This window comes from Paenibacillus piscarius (assembly GCF_022234545.1).
Lineage (GTDB): Bacteria > Bacillota > Bacilli > Paenibacillales > Paenibacillaceae > Paenibacillus_AQ > Paenibacillus_AQ piscarius.
Window position 1 is genome coordinate 72,845 of record NZ_JAIEUI010000020.1, and the last position, 18,171, is coordinate 91,015.

At 55.0% G+C, this 18,171-nt stretch carries 15 protein-coding genes and 2 tRNA genes; 1 reads left to right on the plus strand and 16 read right to left on the minus strand.

The features are described from left to right. Positions 1–54: 54 nt before the first annotated feature. From K1558_RS25345 to nrdR, 6 genes are all read right to left on the minus strand, one after another. Positions 55–510, minus strand: coding sequence for a DoxX family protein (locus tag K1558_RS25345; RefSeq protein ID WP_238654741.1), 456 nt, complete (start codon positions 508–510; stop codon positions 55–57). Continuing rightward, positions 507–1,142: a TetR/AcrR family transcriptional regulator gene (locus K1558_RS25350; RefSeq protein WP_238654742.1), complete on the minus strand. Its 636-nt coding sequence runs from the start codon at positions 1,140–1,142 to the stop codon at positions 507–509. Before K1558_RS25350 ends, K1558_RS25345 begins: the two co-directional genes overlap by 4 nt. 285 nt (positions 1,143–1,427) lie before the next feature. Beyond that, a complete protein-coding gene (locus K1558_RS25355) occupies positions 1,428–1,604 on the minus strand; it encodes a hypothetical protein (RefSeq protein WP_238654743.1) in 177 nt (58 codons plus the stop codon). Between the two features lie 655 nt (positions 1,605–2,259). After that, positions 2,260–2,332, minus strand: a tRNA-Lys gene (locus K1558_RS25365). A 10-nt stretch (positions 2,333–2,342) separates the two neighbouring features. Beyond that, a tRNA-Ala gene (locus K1558_RS25370) sits at positions 2,343–2,418 on the minus strand. Positions 2,419–2,644: 226 nt separating this feature from the next. Beyond that, the gene (nrdR, locus tag K1558_RS25375; protein WP_238654744.1) at positions 2,645–3,112 is read right to left on the minus strand and encodes a transcriptional regulator NrdR; all 468 of its coding nucleotides are present in this window, start codon (positions 3,110–3,112) and stop codon (positions 2,645–2,647) included. 165 nt (positions 3,113–3,277) lie between these two features. On the opposite strand from nrdR, the gene K1558_RS25380 reads away from it, so the two are divergent. Continuing rightward, positions 3,278–3,496: an alpha/beta-type small acid-soluble spore protein gene (locus tag K1558_RS25380; protein WP_238654745.1), complete on the plus strand. Its 219-nt coding sequence runs from the start codon at positions 3,278–3,280 to the stop codon at positions 3,494–3,496. 85 nt (positions 3,497–3,581) lie between these two features. Here the strand turns inward: K1558_RS25380 and K1558_RS25385 are convergent, their stop codons facing one another. From K1558_RS25385 to K1558_RS25430, 10 genes are all read right to left on the minus strand, one after another. After that, complete coding sequence (locus K1558_RS25385; protein ID WP_238654803.1) at positions 3,582–4,145, minus strand: lytic transglycosylase domain-containing protein; 564 nt, start codon at positions 4,143–4,145, stop codon at positions 3,582–3,584. Positions 4,146–4,147: 2 nt separating this feature from the next. After that, positions 4,148–4,741 carry a dephospho-CoA kinase gene (gene coaE, locus K1558_RS25390; protein ID WP_238654746.1) on the minus strand — a complete coding sequence of 198 codons (594 nt, stop codon included), beginning with the start codon at positions 4,739–4,741 and terminating at the stop codon, positions 4,148–4,150. A 9-nt stretch (positions 4,742–4,750) separates the two neighbouring features. Beyond that, on the minus strand, positions 4,751–5,455 hold the full coding sequence (locus K1558_RS25395; RefSeq protein ID WP_238654747.1) for an MntP/YtaF family protein: 705 nt from the start codon (positions 5,453–5,455) through the stop codon (positions 4,751–4,753). 136 nt (positions 5,456–5,591) lie between these two features. Next, entirely contained in the window at positions 5,592–6,434 is an 843-nt protein-coding gene (mutM, locus tag K1558_RS25400) for a DNA-formamidopyrimidine glycosylase (RefSeq protein WP_238654748.1), read from the minus strand. A 51-nt stretch (positions 6,435–6,485) separates the two neighbouring features. Then, positions 6,486–9,098 (minus strand): DNA polymerase I, encoded by a 2,613-nt coding sequence (polA, locus tag K1558_RS25405; protein WP_238654804.1) that lies wholly within the window; start codon positions 9,096–9,098, stop codon positions 6,486–6,488. 213 nt (positions 9,099–9,311) lie between these two features. Further along, positions 9,312–9,971, minus strand: a complete 660-nt coding sequence (gene phoU, locus K1558_RS25410; RefSeq protein ID WP_238654749.1) for a phosphate signaling complex protein PhoU — start codon at positions 9,969–9,971, stop codon at positions 9,312–9,314. A gap of 58 nt (positions 9,972–10,029) precedes the next feature. After that, positions 10,030–10,785 carry a phosphate ABC transporter ATP-binding protein PstB gene (pstB, locus tag K1558_RS25415; RefSeq protein WP_238654750.1) on the minus strand — a complete coding sequence of 252 codons (756 nt, stop codon included), beginning with the start codon at positions 10,783–10,785 and terminating at the stop codon, positions 10,030–10,032. Positions 10,786–10,909: 124 nt separating this feature from the next. Further along, positions 10,910–11,638 (minus strand): response regulator transcription factor, encoded by a 729-nt coding sequence (locus K1558_RS25420; RefSeq protein WP_238654751.1) that lies wholly within the window; start codon positions 11,636–11,638, stop codon positions 10,910–10,912. Between the two features lie 193 nt (positions 11,639–11,831). Next, a complete protein-coding gene (pnpS, locus tag K1558_RS25425) occupies positions 11,832–13,625 on the minus strand; it encodes a two-component system histidine kinase PnpS (RefSeq protein WP_238654752.1) in 1,794 nt (597 codons plus the stop codon). 637 nt (positions 13,626–14,262) lie between these two features. After that, positions 14,263–18,093 (minus strand): carbohydrate binding domain-containing protein, encoded by a 3,831-nt coding sequence (locus tag K1558_RS25430; protein ID WP_238654753.1) that lies wholly within the window; start codon positions 18,091–18,093, stop codon positions 14,263–14,265. Between the last annotated feature and the right edge of the window lie 78 nt (positions 18,094–18,171).

Here is an 18,171-nt window from a genome sequence, read left to right on the forward strand (position 1 = left end):
TTTTCAAAAAAAACGAAAAAAAATCCCGGACATCATTGCCCGGGGAATATTAGTTTATAGGAATATATGGAACAACGGAGAGGCTAGCAGGATTGCTGCGATGAACACGAGCTGAATCAGGAGGCGGACGCTTAATTTCGGCACTGGTCTGCCGCCGATGGTCAACTGATTACGCGCCGCATACATATTAGCGGGGAGCATGGCGATGAGCAGCACAATCAGGCATACGGCAGCCGCCTTGGAGACGGCCGGCAGCAGCAAACCTATAGCCCCGGCTATCTCCAGCAGTCCGGTAACCGTGACAATCGACTCTTTTCGCGGAAAAGCCGGCGGCACCATTCTCACCAGATCCGCCCGCCGCCTGCCCCAGTGAGCCGAAGCCCCCAGAAGCAGCATAACAGCTACTGCCCACTGAAGGGAGATTTGCCAGTCATTCCAATACGCCAAGCCCATGAGACCCATGCCCCGAAACAGCACAAAGGATGCAACAAGCGCATATAAAGGAATCATTTATTCTCCCCCTTCTTATCACTTGATAATGCTTCATCTTCATTCTTCAGAATACCAGCCATGAATTCAGATACCTCTCTTGCAGAAAAAGACCCGGAAGTGGAACGCATGGAGGCCCGAACCCGCAGACCCAGCGATAGCAGGACAAACAGCTCCGCCGTCTCGTCTGGATTCACGTTTTCTTTTATCACCCCATATTTCTGTCCGGTCGTAATCCACTGTCTGGAGACCGACACCGACCGCTCATAGAACTGCTTAAGCACCTCCGCTACCGCCGGTTCATTCTCTTTGCCCAGCAGGTACAGAAGGACCTTGTTGGTCACCTCACGGCTGTCCTCCAGTCCAGCCAGGCTTCTGGCGATCGCCAGCATCGGCCCCTCGAAGGCCTTGTCCAGACTCCCTGCCACTTCCTCCTCGAAACGGTCATTCACAGCATCAAGCCGCTCCTCCAGCACCCAGGCGAAAATCTCATCCTTGCTCTTCACATAATGAAAAATCGCCCCTTTCGATAACCCCGACTGCTCCATGATGTCCTTCAAAGTAATGGCATGACAGCTCTTGTCCCGCAGCAATTCCTTGGTCGCCTCCAGCAGTTGCCCTACCGTCTGCTTCCGGCGGTCCGAGTTCTTCATCGTTCTCCCCCTGAGTTCATTAAAAGATGTTGTAAGTGATTTTAATTATATATACCGACCATCGGTTTGTAAATTAGCGAGTGAAATAAAAAGAGCCCTGAGATTCAGGGTAACAACGGATTGGTTCTTCCGTCTACCCAAAATCCCGAGCTCCTGGTGAGCTATAAGCCACCATATTGATCAGGCGCCTCTTCTGTACCCTCCGTGATTATAGGCAACTTCTGTCCCGGCTTCACTTCGGTCTCCCCCAGGTATTGAACAATTATTCTCCACTCATCACCATAATCAAATAAGAGCAGCATGATCCAGATCAAAATCAAACGATTCAATCGTCACTACCGCAAGATCGTACAGCGACGCCTTTGCAGAAATCGCAATCTTCCGGGTTGGCCGCCCGCGCACCGCACCGCTCCAGTCGCTTAGAGTAACTTTAAATAATCGGGCTTGTTCGTTAGCTGTCATGTTGCTCTCCTCTCTTATGATTGATGTACTGGATGAGGCACTGCATAGTTGGCAAATGTCGGACCAGTCATATCACGAATTTCGGTTTACCCACAGCTGCCATTCAGAACGGCAATCAGGCATCCATTGAGTTCGTATCGACCCTGAAGCAATTATACAAAGACTAGATTCAGATTGTTGCTCAACCATCAAGGGTAACTGATAGGCACTCCAGACGAATTCTACATCGTTTGGTCGAACAACAGTTATTGGATGTTGCTGGAGGACAGCAGCGTTATCGGACGTATCAGCTAAGAGTTTAACCTAATCAATATATTGTAACGGACCAAAGTGCGCCTATTTCTGCAAAAAGCACAATTTCACCAAGCTTGCGGACTCAGATGAAGCTATTTCCCGGTTTCAGCTCATTTATAGCTGATGGAATGGCACTAAGCGCATTATGGTCCGTAAGCCCATTTAATGGCGCTAAACAGAGAAGATAAGGGCTGTGGGGTCCGTAGCAGTCATTTACAGACATCTAAGACCAAAGGTTGTCGATAAAACTAGACATCAGGTTCGGGAATGGACTTGAAGCCCCCTGTTGTACTCCTCACTTAATCACCCGTATCCCCTGAACACAGCAAAAGAACGGCATCTCTGCCGTTCTTCTGTGTGATGGACTCTCAGGGACTCGAACCCTGGACCAATTGATTAAGAGTCAACTGCTCTACCAACTGAGCTAAGAGTCCATATGAAATTTGGTGGAGCCAAGGGGGATCGAACCCCTGACCTCATCGCTGCCAGCGATGCGCTCTCCCAGCTGAGCTATGGCCCCACAGGCCGATTTAGAATCACATTATGTATTCTAAAATCTCATTCGAGCGTTACACTCGAGTCGCTTGAAGTTTCTTATATTTCGTAGCCGACTTCTATATAATACAGAAATCCTTCACGGGTGTCAACACTTTTATTCTAAAAAGTTCCCGGCCCAGGGACCGGCCTTATAACCCCAGGCCAATCCCTTCAATATCACTAATCCTGCCGTCTCCAAGCAGAGCCGGTTACAGCTCATCCGTATTCTTGGAGAGGAGCCCCTTCAGCTCCTTCATGAACATGTTGATGTCCTTGAACTGGCGGTATACGGACGCAAAGCGGACGTAGGCCACCTCGTCTACCGGATAGAGCTGCTCCATCACCAGCTCGCCGATCTGGCGGCTCTCGATCTCGGCTAAGGCAATGCCGCGCAGGCTCTTCTCCACCTCGGAGACGATCACCTCCAGACGCTCCACCGGCACAGGGCGCTTCTCGCAGGCGCGGATGAGTCCGCGGAGGATTTTGTCACGGCTGAACTCTTCCCGGCTGCCGCCTTTTTTGATGACGATCAGCGGGGTCTCTTCAATCATCTCGAAGGTGGTGAACCTGCGGCTGCACTGCTCGCATTCACGCCTGCGGCGGATCGACTTATTCTCATTGGCCGGCCGGGAGTCAAGTACCTTGGTGTTGGTATGATCGCAATAAGGACATTTCATAAGCTTCTTCACTTCCTCTTTGTTAGATGGGATAGCCCCCGCAGACCCGTAGACAGTCTGTGCGGGGCTGTCGAACTTTTTCCAGAAATCACCGTTTAATTGTTGTTATGAGATTGGCATGTCCGGCACATAATACTGTTACCAACCGATAGGAGGTGAACAGCAATGAGCCAAAACAGCAGCTCCAACAACCTGGTAGCTCCAAATTCACGCGGTGCCTTGGAACAACTGAAATATGAAGTTGCCCAAGAACTAGGTATTACCCTCTCCCCAGACGGATACCAAGGCAATAAAACTTCTTACGAAAACGGTTCGATCGGTGGTTACATCACTAAACGTCTTGTAACCCTGGCTGAACAGCAACTGGCAGGTCAGTTCAAATAACCTGTCCAACACACGACATAAGCTTGCCTAAGAAGTATCGAACGGCTTCGGCCGTTTGATGCTTCTTTTTGCATCATGGAAGAAGTCAGAATTCAGTGTAGAGCTCCTTGTACTGGTCATAATAATAAATGACACGCTGCACATAATGCCGGGTCTCCCCGAAGGGAATATCCTTCACCGTCGCTTCCCGTCCGTCCCACTGCCCTTCATCCAGCCAGCTCTGCACCTTGCCAGGGCCGGCATTATAAGCGGCGATCACTGCTGTCCGGTTGCCGTCAAACTGCCGGGAGAGCGTTGACAGATACCATGTACCGAGCTCAATATTGGACGAAGGCTCCTCCTTCAGCCGCTCCAGCGACACCTCGGGGAGCTTGGCCTTTTCCAGCGCCCACTTGGCCGTGTCCGGCATGAGCTGCATGAGTCCGATCGCTCCTTTTTTGGATTCACGGCCGGTCTTGTAATTGGTCTCCACCCGGATGATGGAGGCTACAAGGAACGGGTCCATCTCATAAGTGATGCTGTGCTTGCGGATCTCTTCTTTATAATAAATCGGATAAAACCACGACATCCAGTTGGTGCTGAGGAACAGAACGGCTGTGAAGCCTATAAATAGCAGCAGGAGCACTCTTTTTTTGCGCAGCCATTTCATCATCAGCGTTCCAGCCTGTCCAGCAGAGCGGCAACCTGATGCTCCGTAGCCTCTAGCCCGCCGCTGTTGTCAATCACATAGGTTGCTCTCCTGCGCTTCAGTTCAATATCCATCTGGGCGGCAATCCGGTCCTCCGCCTGCTCCAGTGTCATACCGCTGCGCTCCATCAGCCGGGCCAGCTGCACCCTGCGGGGAACATAGACTACAATAATCTGCTCGAACAGCGTGTCCAGCTCGGACTCGTAGAGCAGCGGAATATCAACAATAACGAGGCGCTGAGGATCATCCTGCTCCAGCGCATTCATTCGCTCCTTGATCTCCTTGCGGATTGCCGGATGAGTCAGGTGGTTCAGCGTCTGAAGCGCTTCCGGGTCGCGGAATACAATCTCGCCCAGCCCTGCCCGGTCCAGCGTCCCGTCCGGCCGCAGAATCCGCTCCCCGAACGCCTGCACCGCCGCAGCCAGCACCGGATGTCCGGGAAGCATGACCTCCCTGGCGATGATATCTGCATCGACCAGAGCAGCCCCTTCCCTGACAAACAGTGCGGACACGGTGCTTTTGCCCGAAGCAATGCCTCCGGTTAAGCCTATAATCATGTACTCACCTCATAATAACTTCATTATACCCATTGCAATTAATAATAACGCCGGCAGAACGGCGGCATGCTTCATCCAGTAACTGCCGGACAATCTCAGCCCGGTCTTCATTCCCAGCCTCAGGAAGGTGCCGCTGAATACGGCGATCATCAGTGCAGTCGTCCACGGGCTGAATCCGAGCAGCGCAGCCCCAAGGCCGGCGCCGAAGGCATCCAGCGACAAGGCAATCCCCAGAATCATAGCTTCCATTGGGGAGATGCTGCCGGAGGCATCAATATCGGCGGAGGACGGGGTACGGAGAATCTGAATTACGACCCCGAGATGCCGCAGCTCCAGCGAGAATACGGCCGGCTTCTGCTGTTCAAGGTCCTGTACCGCAGCGGCAGCAGCGGTCTCAAGTACCGTCTCTCCGTCCGTCACACCATCCGGCTGCTCCTTCTCCTTCTGGGTCAGCATCTGGAACAGAGACCAGCAGCCCATCAAGACGAGAATAACCGCTCCGATGCTGGAAGCGGCATGAGGCGAGATCACCTTGGCCAGCAGCACGCCGACCTGCATAGACACATAGATGACTACCCCCGAACAGAGCGAGATAATCACGACCGAGAGCAAAGGGATTTTCATTTTGCGCAGACCATATGTAATGCCTACACCGAATCCATCCAAGCTAAGAGCAAACGCCAGCAGCAGCAATGACAACCATGGGCTTAGCACCCGCAATCCCTCCCGTGAAGAGCAGGAACCAGGCAGATGATGCCAGCCGGGCCCCGCTTCGCCATAATCAGCAGTCTTCACACATTATATGGGCGGGACGGGCAGTGGGTGCCTATGGTTTGATTTCCAGGCAGAATTACACGATCAGCCGGGGAGCAGGCTGGCAGCTCGGACAATAATGTGTTCCGCGTCCGCCGACCACACTCTTCTCAATCAGCGTGCCGCAGGTAACACAAGGCTGGTCTTTACGTCCGTAGATCCGGTGCTCATCCTGGTAATTGCCGCTCTCGCCCTGGCCGTTGACATACGACTTGACCGAAGAGCCTCCGGCATTCACGGCCTCTGTCAGTGTGGCGACAATGGCATGGTGCAGCCGTGCCAGCTGTTCTTCCGAGAGTGACTTCGCGGCTGCTTCCGGATGAATGCCCGCACGGTGCAGGGACTCATCTACATAAATATTGCCGATGCCCACCACAACCTCCTGATTCAGCAGCAGCGGCTTGATCTTGGTGCTCCGGTGAGCGACCATCTGTTTGAACCGCTCAAATGTAAAATCGGCATCCAGCGGCTCCTGGCCCAGCTTGTTCAGCGGCTTCAGGAGCAGATCCTCGCCCGGCTGGAACAGATGCATCGTTCCGAACTGGCGCACATCGGTGTATCGCAATTCCATACCATCCGTGAAATGAAAAATCACATGGGTATGCTTGTCCAGCGGCTCGCCCTGACGGTATACCCCGTAACGGCCCTCCATCCGCAGATGGGAGACCATCACCAGCCCGTCGAACAGGAAACGCAGGAACTTCCCTCTGCGCTCTACGGTCTCCACCGTATGGCCTGCCAGCATATGGGCAAAAGCCTGAGAATCGTCCGGGCGTTGAATAATCCGCGGCAGCCGGACGGTGACCTGCTCTATCTGCTTGCCTGTAATCAATTCGTTAAGTGTTCTTCTGACTGTCTCAACTTCCGGTAATTCCGGCATAATGGCTCACCTCCCCTCCATTATACCGGATATCCGCCTTATGCGGGGACCCTATTTCGCTTCATACCAGTTGCTGCCATAACTTACCTCAGCCTTCAGCGGCACCGACAGCGCAAGCGCCCCGGCCATTACCTCAGGCAGCAGCTGCTTCATCTCCTCCAGCTCGTCCTCCGGCACCTCGAACACCAGCTCATCGTGCACCTGAAGCAGCATCCGGCTCTTCAGGCCGCGCTCATGCAGCGCCTTGTCCATATGAACCATTGCCAGCTTAATGATATCGGCGGCTGTACCCTGAATCGGCGTATTCATTGCGGTGCGCTCGGCAAAAGAACGCAGATTGAAGTTCTTCGCATTAATCTCCGGCAGATAACGGCGGCGCTCCAGCAGCGTGGTGACATAGCCCTGCTTGCGGGCTTCGACCACAATCTCATCCATATAACGGCGGACACCCTTGAACACCTCGAAATACTGCTCGATGAACTTCGCCGCTTCCTTCCGCGGAATGTTCAGGTTCTGGGACAGCCCGTAGTCGCTGATGCCGTACACAATTCCGAAGTTTACCGCCTTGGCGGAGCGGCGCATATTACTGTCCACACTGTCAGCGGTAACGCCAAATACGTCCATCGCCGTCTTCGTATGAATATCCATATCCTCGACAAAAGCTTCCTTCATCCGCTCATCGCCCGAGATATGCGCCAGCACACGCAGCTCGATCTGCGAGTAGTCCGCCGCCAGAATCGACCAGCCCGGTTCGGAGGGCACGAAGACCTTGCGCAGCTTGCGGCCTTCCTCCAGCCGGATCGGAATATTCTGCAGGTTGGGGAACTGGCTGCTGAGCCGGCCCGTAGCGGCAATCGTCTGCCGGTAGAAGGTATGCACCTTGCCCGTCTCCGGCGAGATTTCCTTCATTAACCCTTCGACATACGTGGATTGCAGCTTGGCCAGGGTCCGGTATTGCAGGATCAGGCGCACAGCGTCATGATAAGGCGCAAGCTTCTCCAGCACCTCAGCGTCGGTCGAGTAGCCGGTCTTCGTCTTCTTCACGACAGGCAGACCCAGCTTCACGAACAGCACCTCGCCCAGCTGCTTAGGTGAATTGAGGTTGAATTCAGTGCCGCACACCGCATAGATCTCCGTCACTAGCTGTGCAATCTGCGCTTCGAACTCTCTGCCGAGTCCGGCAAGCTCCTCCTTATTGACAGCGATGCCCTGCTTCTCCATATCGGCAAGAATGCGCGACAGCGGCATCTCCAGGTCCTGGAACAGGCCGGTCATGCCTGTCTTCGTAAGCTCCTCCTGCTGCTTCTGCACAATTCCCAGCACGGTGGCACTCTTACGGGCCACATGCTCACCGAGAACCGCCAGCTCCGGTATTCTATATTTGGCCCCTTTGCCGAAGACCTCCTCATCCGGCGACAAGCGGGGCAGTCCGTATTTACTGGTCAGATCATTCAGATTCTGGTTCGCCTCTGTCGGGTCGAGCAGATAAGCAGCAAGCTGAACATCCTTAGCGGCCCCGGCAAAAGCGATCCCCTGCCAATGCAGCGCCAGATCGGCCCGGTGGAGGTCATACCCGCTCTTCGGCGCCTGTTCATCGCCGAGCCAGGCTCTGAGCGGCGCTGCCCCCTCACTTTTCATGAGGGCAAACGGCACGAAGTAATGCTGCTCCGGCGAAGACAGGCCGATGCCGATAACCTCCGAGCGGTGCGGGTTCTCCCCGTTAGACTCGACATGCAGCGCTGATATTTCCGGCAATGCAGCGTTCAGCGCGTCCAGCCTGGCTTCATCCACAATGGTGATCGCCAGCTCTGCTGCTTCCACCTCCGCAGGCCCGGAAGAGCCGTCTGTCCCTTGGGAATAAGCGCTCAGGGACAGGCGTTCCAGCAGCGATTTGAACTCCAGCCGTGCCAGGGCTGGACCAGCCGTAGCGGTATTGATGCCGCTGAAGACCATATCCTCCCAGGCGTGGGCCAGCGGAACCTCGCGGTAGATGGTCGCCAGCTTTTTGCTCATGATCGCGCTGTCGGAATGCTCCTCCAGCTTCTCCTTCATCTTCCCCTTCAGCTCACCGGTTCCGGCCAGCACACCCTCGACCGATCCGAACTGGTGGAGCAGCTTAAGCGCCGTCTTCTCCCCGACTCCCGGCACCCCGGGAATATTGTCGCTGGCATCGCCCATCAGCCCCTTCAGATCAATGATCTGCTCCGGGGTGAGATCGTATTTGTCGCGGATCTGCTGCGGCCCGTACAGCTCCACCTCGGTCACTCCTTTGCGCACCAGTGCCACCGTGGTATGCTCGGAGGCCAATTGCAGCATGTCCTTGTCCCCGGACACAATCATCACCTGCCGGCCGGCTTCATCCGCCTCCCGGGAGATCGTCCCGATGATATCGTCGGCCTCATAGCCCTCGATCTCGAACTGCGGGACGCCCAGCCCCTTCAGCAGCTCCTTCAGCAGCGGGAACTGCTCGGACAGCTCCGGCGGTGTCTTCTGGCGTCCGCCCTTATACTCCTCATAGCCCTCATGCCGGAAGGTAATCTTCCCGGCGTCAAAGGCCACAATCATATGAGTCGGCTTATGTTCTTCAATTAAGCGCAGCAGCATCGTCGTGAATCCGTAGACCGCATTCGTCTGCTGCCCTGCCGTATTTGTCAGCGGCGGCATCGCAAAAAACGCGCGGTAAATGATATTATTTCCATCAATGAGTATCAGCTTGTCCTTGTCCACTCTAACACCTCGCCTTAATCTTGCTTACTTCTTACATAGTAACATATGCCCCGCACCAAGACGAAATGGCTCCGGCCGGAATCGCCGCTCTACCACCAAATAAAAAAGCAAGCCCCCGGAATGAAGGCTTGCCTCTTGCAGTCCATACTGTTATTGGTTGAGGTCCGGGCGCTTGCCCGTCACCAGATATACCACACTCTCGCCGATATTCGTCGCATGGTCAGCGATCCGCTCAATATAACGTCCGACCAGCGTAAGCAGCATAGCCTGATTCACGGTTTCGGGCTTCTGAACCATGTACGTGTACAGTTCGTTAATCATCGCGCTGTACAGGCCATCGACCTGGTCGTCGTCCTGGGCCATTTTGTAAGCCAGATCGGTATTCTCATCCAGATAGGATTGAATCGCTTCATTAATCATGACCGATACGATATCAGCCATCCGCGGAATATCCACAAGCGGTTTAATGAGCTGCTGCCCCTGAATACGCATCGTAACCTTGGCGACATCCAGCGCCAGATCGCCCATGCGCTCCAGATCGCTGGAGATTTTGAACGCTACAATAATGCGGCGCAGGTCCTTCGCCACCGGCTGCTGGGTGATGATCAGCCGCGAGCCGATCTCCATAATCTTGTCTTCCATGGCGTTCAGCCTAAGGTCCGCTTTGACAATCTCCTGAGCCCGTACCGTATCGAGGGTCTGCAGAGCCAGTATCGCACCATCCAGGGCATCCGTTACATGCTCGCCCATCTGCTGCAGCAGAGTGCGCAGTTCTTCCAGATCTTTGTCGAATTCTTTTCTGCGAATCATATTGACAACGTGCCTCCTCCAAAACATATCGTCCTGCGGGTGTACTTAAGCATCGGTCTTAGCCGAAACGGCCGGAAATATAATCCTCTGTGCGGGAATCCTTCGGGTTAGAGAACAGCAGCTCCGTATCCGCAGCCTCCACAATGACCCCGTTCAGGAAAAATACGGTGCGGCCCGACACCCGGGCGGCCTGATGCATATTATGCGTGACCATCACAATCGTATACTTATCCCGCAGCTCCTGGACCAGCTCCTCAATCTTCAGCGTGGACACCGGGTCCAGCGCGGATGTTGCCTCATCCATCAGCAGAATATCCGGCTGCACAGCCAGAGCTCTGGCGATACACAGACGCTGCTGCTGGCCGCCGGACAAGCTCAGGGCAGACTTCTTGAGGAAATCCTTCACTTCCTCCCAGAGTGCGGACTGGCGCAGGCTCTGCTCCACAATGACATCCAGCTCAGCCTTGCTCTTCACGCCATGCAGACGCGGGCCGTAGGCCACATTGTCATAGATCGACTTGGGAAAAGGATTGGGCTGCTGAAAGACCATCCCCACCTGCTTGCGCAGACTTTCCACTTCAATCTCGTCGCTGTAAATATTTTTGCCGCCGATGTTCACTTTGCCTTCAATTCGGGTTCCGGGGATCATATCATTCATCCGGTTCAGGGTTCGCAGCAGGGTGGACTTTCCGCAGCCGGAAGGGCCGATAAACGCAGTCACCTGCTTCTCCGGAATCTGCAGATCCACATTCTTCAGTGCATGGAATGACTCATAGTAGAGATCCAGCTTCTCTATGTCAATGATGGATTTCATTCGTTTCGGTAGTCTCCTTCTCATCATCTTCGTTCCCCATGATAAGCGTTCAGTGTAAATAGAGCTCCCGGGAATTGTTAACGCAGTGTAAAATCCTCCGGATAAGAAGAGAACACCGCCATCGCTAAATGACCGGTGTTCTCTTCTTATTCACGACCAGCTTGTAGCCTACGCCGCGGATGGAATCAATATGCACGGATTCCGGGTCGAGCTCCAGCTTCTTGCGCAGGGAGCTGACATGCACATCCACGGTGCGCTGGCCTCCGATATAATCGAAGCCCCAGACAGCGTTCATCAGATCGTCCCGGGTCAGAACCACTCCCGGCTTACGGGCCAGATACAGCAGGACCTCGAATTCCTTAGGCCGCAGATTGATGCTCTGTCCGCCCAGCGACACCTCGTAACGCTCCGGGTAGATCTCCAGCTGTCCCAGGATAATGGTTGAGGAAGACACCTCTGCTTCCGCCGGAGTCTCCTCCGCCATCCCGGAGATCCGCCGCAGCACAGCGCTGACCCGGGCCAGCAGCTCGGATACGCCAAACGGCTTCGTAATATAATCATCGGCCCCGGATTTCAGCCCCCGGACGACATCCTCTTCCGCATTCTTGGCTGTCAATACAATGACCGGGGTCCGTATGCCTTGTCCACGCAATTTATCCAGAATGTCAATGCCGTTCATGCCGGGCAGCATCAGGTCCAGTACGATCAGATCAAACGGTTCTCTAGTCGCACGGTCGTATCCTGCCGTTCCATGATCCTCCACCGTCACTTCATAGCCTTCCTGTGTCAGGTTATACGACAGCAGCCGGGCCAGTGTCGGTTCGTCTTCAATGACAAGCAATCGTTGTGCCATAGGTTCCCCCGTCTTTTCATAGGTTATTAATTTTACATAACTGCACACATGCACATCATAGCACCGTAATGTTAACTTAGTGTAAAATATTGAATTTATTCTTACCTGGAAAGCTTTCCGCAGGAAAGCTCGCTTCGTAAGCATCTGCGGCCGGCGCGTATTACAACTACCATTCATACATGTATTAGTCTACCTATATGTTCTCCTCCTGCAGCAGCGGCAATTCCAGAATGAAGGAGCTTCCGATGCCCAGGTCGCTCTCTACTGTAATCGTTCCCCTGTGCAGCTCCACCAGATGCTTCACGATGGACAAGCCAAGGCCGGTGCCGCCGGAGCTTCGGGAGCGGGCCTTGTCCACCCGGTAAAAGCGTTCAAAGATACGCGGCAGATCCTTGCGCGGTATCCCCATCCCCGTGTCACTCACGGTAAAGCGCACACTCTCCGTCCCGTCCGGCTTCTGAAGGTTGGATACAGTGACTCTGACGTTCCCTCCGTCCTGGGTATAATTAATCGCATTGGAGAGCAGATTCATGAAAATCTGGCGCAGCTTGTCCTCGTCCCCTTCGATGAACAGCTCCTCCGGCACCTCGGAGCTGAGTGTAATCTTCTTCTTCTCGGCCACCTTGCTGAGCGTCTCCAGGACCGAGTCGAAGAATTCGATGAGATGGACCGGGGAGCATTCCAGCTGCACGCGTTTGGATTCGATTTTGGACAGCTCCAGAATGTCGCCGATCAGGCGGTTGAGCCGCTCGTTCTCGTCATAGATGATCTGCAGGAAGGAACGGGCGGTCTTCTCATCGGTTACTCCGCCGCCCAGCAGGGTCTCGGCGAAGCCTTTGACCGCGGCCACCGGGGTCTTCAGCTCATGGGAGACATTGGCGACGAACTCGCTGCGCATTCTCTCCAGCCGGCGGATCTCTGTAACCTCCTGCAGCAGGAACAGCATCCCCCGTGAAGAGCCGTCCTGGAGCATCGGCACGCCGTCTACACGCACAATCCGTTCGACCGGATTATAGATGGTGCGCTCCTCATGCACAGGCTCGCCGGCGGATACGCCTTCGTCAATCAGCCGGGTCAGCTCATAATGATGCTTGATCTCTTTATAGGAGTGTCCGGTCATCTCACTGTGCTTCACATCCAGCAGGCGTTCGGCAGCCCGGTTAAGCAGGGCAATCTCCCCCTCCTCGTTGATCATCAGGATACCGCCGGTCATATTGTCGAGGACGCTCTGCAGCAGGTCCTCATTGTCGCGGATGGTCTTGAGCTGGGCCTGGAGGCTGTCAGCCATCGCATTGATCGCTGTCGCCAGCTGGCCGACCTCATCCTTGCGCTTCAGCGGCACCCGGGCGTCGTAGTCCAGATCAGTAATACGCCGGGCCACACGGGTAATCTGCTCCAGCGGCGAGGTCATACTGGAGGCCACCTTGTAGCTCACCAGCGTAGCGGCGATGAACAGCAGCACCAGCCCGCCCGCCATAATCATCCATGCCCGGCTCAGACCCTCCGATACGGCGTCCAGCCCCATCGACAGCCGGATGTATCCGTCGAAGCCCTGATCCGAGGACACGGAGCCCGCCACATACATCATTTCGCGGTCCAGCGTATCGCTGTAGCGGATCGCCCGGCCAATCCCTTCCTTCGCGGCCAGCAGCTCCTCCTCCCGGGTGGAGTGGTTGTCCATCTCGCGCGGATTCTTCTCGGAGTCGCCGATGACCCGGCCTTGCTTCGTAATGAAGGTGACGCGTGAGCCGGTCAGCTCGGAGATCTTCTGAGCCTGTTCGGTATAATAATTGATAGCGTCTGGGGCGGATACATCCATGAATGTAAACGTGCCGGAGAGCAGCTTGATCTCCCGGGACATGTTCTCCTCCAGCACAGAGATATGCGAGTCCTTGAACAGCTTGGCCATCGTAATCCCGGCCCCGGTCATGGAGATCCCGATCAGCGCCATCAGGATAATTGTCAGTCGAATGCGAAATGGTTTCATCAGCGGCAGTCCTCTTCCTTGTCATTGTGTCCTTGTGAACACTCTACCTCCATTTTCGGCAAAATACCAGTTCCGGCGGCGATTATCAACGGAGTGTAAAATGTGTGGGAGGGACTCTCGGATGAACGCTCCGCAAACGGACCGTTGTTCCGATCGCTGTTGTTCCCGGATTTAATTAGAATGGACTCAGCGGTAAAAATCCGTGAACAAAGGCGAACGCTGTCGCTTCTCCACAATCAGTCCGCCCGCTCCGCTGTTTTAGAGGTGGGAGTTACAGTTTAAACCCTACATGCCTTGGCTCGCCCACTCCGCCACTGCGTATTGTATGTTGTTTTCGGCATACATTTGTCCCGCTCACTCCGCTGCTGCATTGTAATCGGTTTTCCGATTACATTCGGTCAGCTCACACCCGACCGGCGCATTGTGATCGGTTTTCCGATTACATTCGGTCCGCTCACACCCGCCCGGCGCATTGTAATCGGTTTTCCGATTACATTTGTCCCGCTCACAACCGACCGGCGCATTGTGATCGGTTTTTCGATTACATTGGGTCCGCTCGCCTCACCAACCAGAAAACGCCCTTCCTAAATGGATACCGCACCATTTAGAAAAGGCGTTCCCGTTTGTTACTTACACCCTACTGATCCTTCCAGCGCTGCACGGTCAGTGTTACCGTCTGAGCCCCGCCTAACGGTGTGAGTGTCCGGTTCGCAATGTCCGCTCCAGAGGAAGCGGTCTCTACCGTCCCCCAGCCTCCGCGCGTCAGCTTATAAGTCACGGCGGTTCCGGCCGGAAGGTTCAGAGTGATGGAATAGACGCCATCATTCCCCCTGGTCAGCAGATACGAGGGGTCTGCCGCATTCCATGCATTGAAGGAGCCGCTCAGATACACCTGAGCATTCGCCGGAGTCGATCCCGGGACGCTCACCTTGAAGGTAACGCTGTCTCCCTGAGGTTCGCCGGTGGTCACATTGCCTCCCGTCAGGCTGGAGCTTCCAGTGCTGAAGTGATAATTGCTGCCGCCATTATTATCCCAGGTGCCGCTGCCGTTGTTGAAGGCGGCGGTCAGGCCGGTAGCACTACCAAGCGGAATGGTAATGGACTTGTAGCCGCTGAAGGCAGAGGTCTGCATTTGCACGCCAGGCGATGTCGTCCAGGTGGTTGCCCCGTCCAGCTTGTAATGAATATACGAATTGCTGAAGGCTGTATTCTTGTAATAGATTGTCGCCGTGTTGCCTGCCGGTGTAGCGGTTGGTACAGGTGTTGCCGATGGCGCAACGGATGGCGTAACCGTTGGTACTACAGTCGGTGATGGTATAGCCGTCGGTGTGGCTGTTGGCACAACAGTGGGCGTTGGCATAGCCGTCGGTGTCGCCGTTGGCACGACTGTCGCCGTTGGTGTCGTACTTGGCTTCACCGTTGGCCCGACTGTCGGCGTTGGCATAGCCGTCGGCGTCGCACTCGGCGTTGCCGTTGGCGTCACCGGACCGCCTGCCTGGATATTCCCGGTCGGCGTATACGTCCAGGTGCCGGTGCCGAACAGGTAATTACTGCCCCCGTTGCTGTCCCAGGTGCCGCTGCCGTTATTGAAGCAGGCTTCGAGCTGGGCGGCTGCGCCGATGTTAATGGTAATTTTATTATAGCCCGCCACTTCCGCCGCCGGAATCGCTACGCCCGGAGCAGTCGTCCAGGTTCCGCCAGCCGGGCGGTAATGGATGTACGGATTAGCATAGCCCCGCTTGTAATAGACCGTTACCTGATTTCCGGCGGGGGTTGTAGCCGCCGCCGCTGCACTGAAGCCGGAGAAATTGCCGGAGGCATCATAAGCTTTTACCTTATATTCATAGGCTGTACTGGCCGACAAGCCACTATCGGTATAGGAAGGGGCCTGGGAGGTCCCGATTCTAACGCCATTGCGGTAGATTTCATAGCCGGTCACCCGGACGTTGTCAGTCGCTGCATCCCAGGTCAGCCCTACCGAGGAGGCATCGGCTACCTTCACCTGAAGATTCGCCGGTGCAGATGGAGCTTCCGTGTCCGGGACCGCAGGCACATCCGTAATGAACGGATGGGTGCCTTCAATTGTGCCCTCCATACTCTCTGTATACTTACCGTTCGCCAGCGTATATTTACCAGCGCCTACGTAGACCTGCTGGATCTCGCTTTTGGTCACATTCCCTTTGGCATCCTTCGCTTCAATATAGTAGTCCAGGAGCTGATTCCGGTAACCGGAGAGATAGGTGAAGTACAGATTTCCGATGTCCGTCGCCGGGACCTTCTGCATCATCGCCTTGCTGCTTGGCTGCCAGTCTACACCGTTAATGTCGCTGCTCAGATCGCGGACATTCATCGGGTATTCGGTCCAGGCACCAACCTTAGCCGGGTCGATGTTGGGTACCCCTGCTGCGGCCATTCCCGCCGGATCATAGACCTTGAAGGTGTTATCTGCCGCATCTGCGGTTTTGTCGCGGTGAACCCGCACCTTCACCTTGATATCGCTAATTCCGCTGGTGTCAAACGCATAAGTATAGATGGCAAAAGCATTATTGAAATGCTGAAGGGTCCAGCCCTCCGCCTTGCTGACATTGGCACTGCCCGGATTGTACGGGTAACGCTGCGGCCACCAGACGGAAGGGCCGGTTTTGTCCTTGGCCAGCTTACCCGAAACATAGGGCTTGGAGAAATACAGCGATTGGTTAAAAGACAACGCCGGCTTCACACTGTCATCCACATTCTCATCATAATAGCCGAAGCCTGAGTCCATCGCAGGAAGCAGGAAATACCACGCCAGTTCAGCGGGATTGGCGCCTCCGGCATAATCATTGGCTGTGTCCCCTTTTACAGGATAGGAGATCATCCAGGGGTTCAGCTGGTTCCCCTCATAGGTCACCTCACGGTCCAGCGGATTCGCCGGCTTCCAGTAATTCGGATGTTCATCCAGCCAGATCTGCTCAGCGGTCTTGGCATAATTCAAGGAGGCCTGGAGCAATGCGAAGTTCCGCTCAAGATAGTGATAGCCCTTCTCAAAGGAGACCGTCATCCCCTCTTCAACCCCCGCCAGATTCTTCTTCGGGGCGTAAGCAGTCCCGTTCATCTGATTGAATGCCGCGAACTGGCCCTTCCAGATCCCGAACGGCAGACGCCAATGGTACCAGGTAGGATCGGAGGAGGAGTCCCGGGTGTCAATCCACGAACCGTCCTGCACATGAACCACATCGCTTGCGGCGGGCGTATTACTGCGCAGATACTCATCAATTCCCATGCCCGTAACCCCGCTGCTTGCATAGGTCACATTCCCGGCATTGCGCCAGGTCTCCTCCGAGCCGGCCCGGCCCGAAGAATTATCCCCGTCATGGGCTACGACAAAAATCTGCTTCTGCGGAACCAGATTCTCATACGGCTTCAGCGCATCGGCCTTGACCTGGCCCAAATACCCTTCCTCCCAGGACTGCGCCTGCGCGACAGGAATACCAACCACCCTGGATTCGGCCCCGGTGGCCGGGTCTACATATCGGACCCAGTGCGGCGTAGAAGCAAACGGGTATTTGTTGTGAACCACCTGCTGCTCGTTGAACATCGGCTCACTGACCCAGGCGCCGGCTGTGCTGACATTCTGCAGATCGCTGCGGTTCGGCGGCGAGACCATCGTATCCGCACCGGGGCTATTCAGCAGCGGATAATCCTTAAGCGTGCGGGAGAAATGGTTGTTGCCGATCACTGACCACTGAATACCAAGCTTCTCCAGCACCGGAATGATCCGTTCCGAGAACCCCAGCTCTGTCGGAAAGAACCCCTTAGAGGACTTGTAGCTGCTTCCCAGGAAATAAGGCTGGGCCATTGTCGCGCCATGGTAGATCAGATCCTTGAGTAAATAGTCATTGCCCACCAGCGGTCCCATCGAATGATGGCCGGAGAAATGGATTAGGTCGAGCGTATTCTTTCCATTGGTGGTGTGGAGCTGATTCACCGCATTCTTCCAGGGGGTACCCCAGGCGGGATTGTTGTATCCGCTTACATTTCCTTGTTGAATAATACTGTTCACGTTGTTTACGACCGCCCCCGACATGGTGACATGCATTTGGGCTTGAGGATAATTATTGCGCAGCGCATCCGCCACACTCCAGGGCCAGGTTAAATACGCTCCGGTCTTGGCGTGATGGGAATAATAGGAGACCAGATCATCATGAGGCATCGGAGAGCCGCCCGGCAAAAAATAAGGATACCCCGGAGGCGGATTCTGCTTCAGCGCAATCACTTCACCGTCATAGGTATAACGGATCGGGCTGCCGGTTGGGGTGGAATTGTAGCTGTTCAGATCATAATACGCCCAGAAATTCGGCATATGGTTGTGGTACACATGGGTGGCGGCAATATCTGCCGAGACTTGGGAAGCCGTTGCCGGAACGGACAGAAGCATGCCGAGGAGCAGGGCTGTGATTTTGCGTAAGAGCCTGGATTTCTTGGTCATTGGTCAACTCCTTTTCAGCTGGTTCATTTCTCTTCGTCAAAAAAACAGGGGGTGACGGACTTCCATCCTTCACCCCCA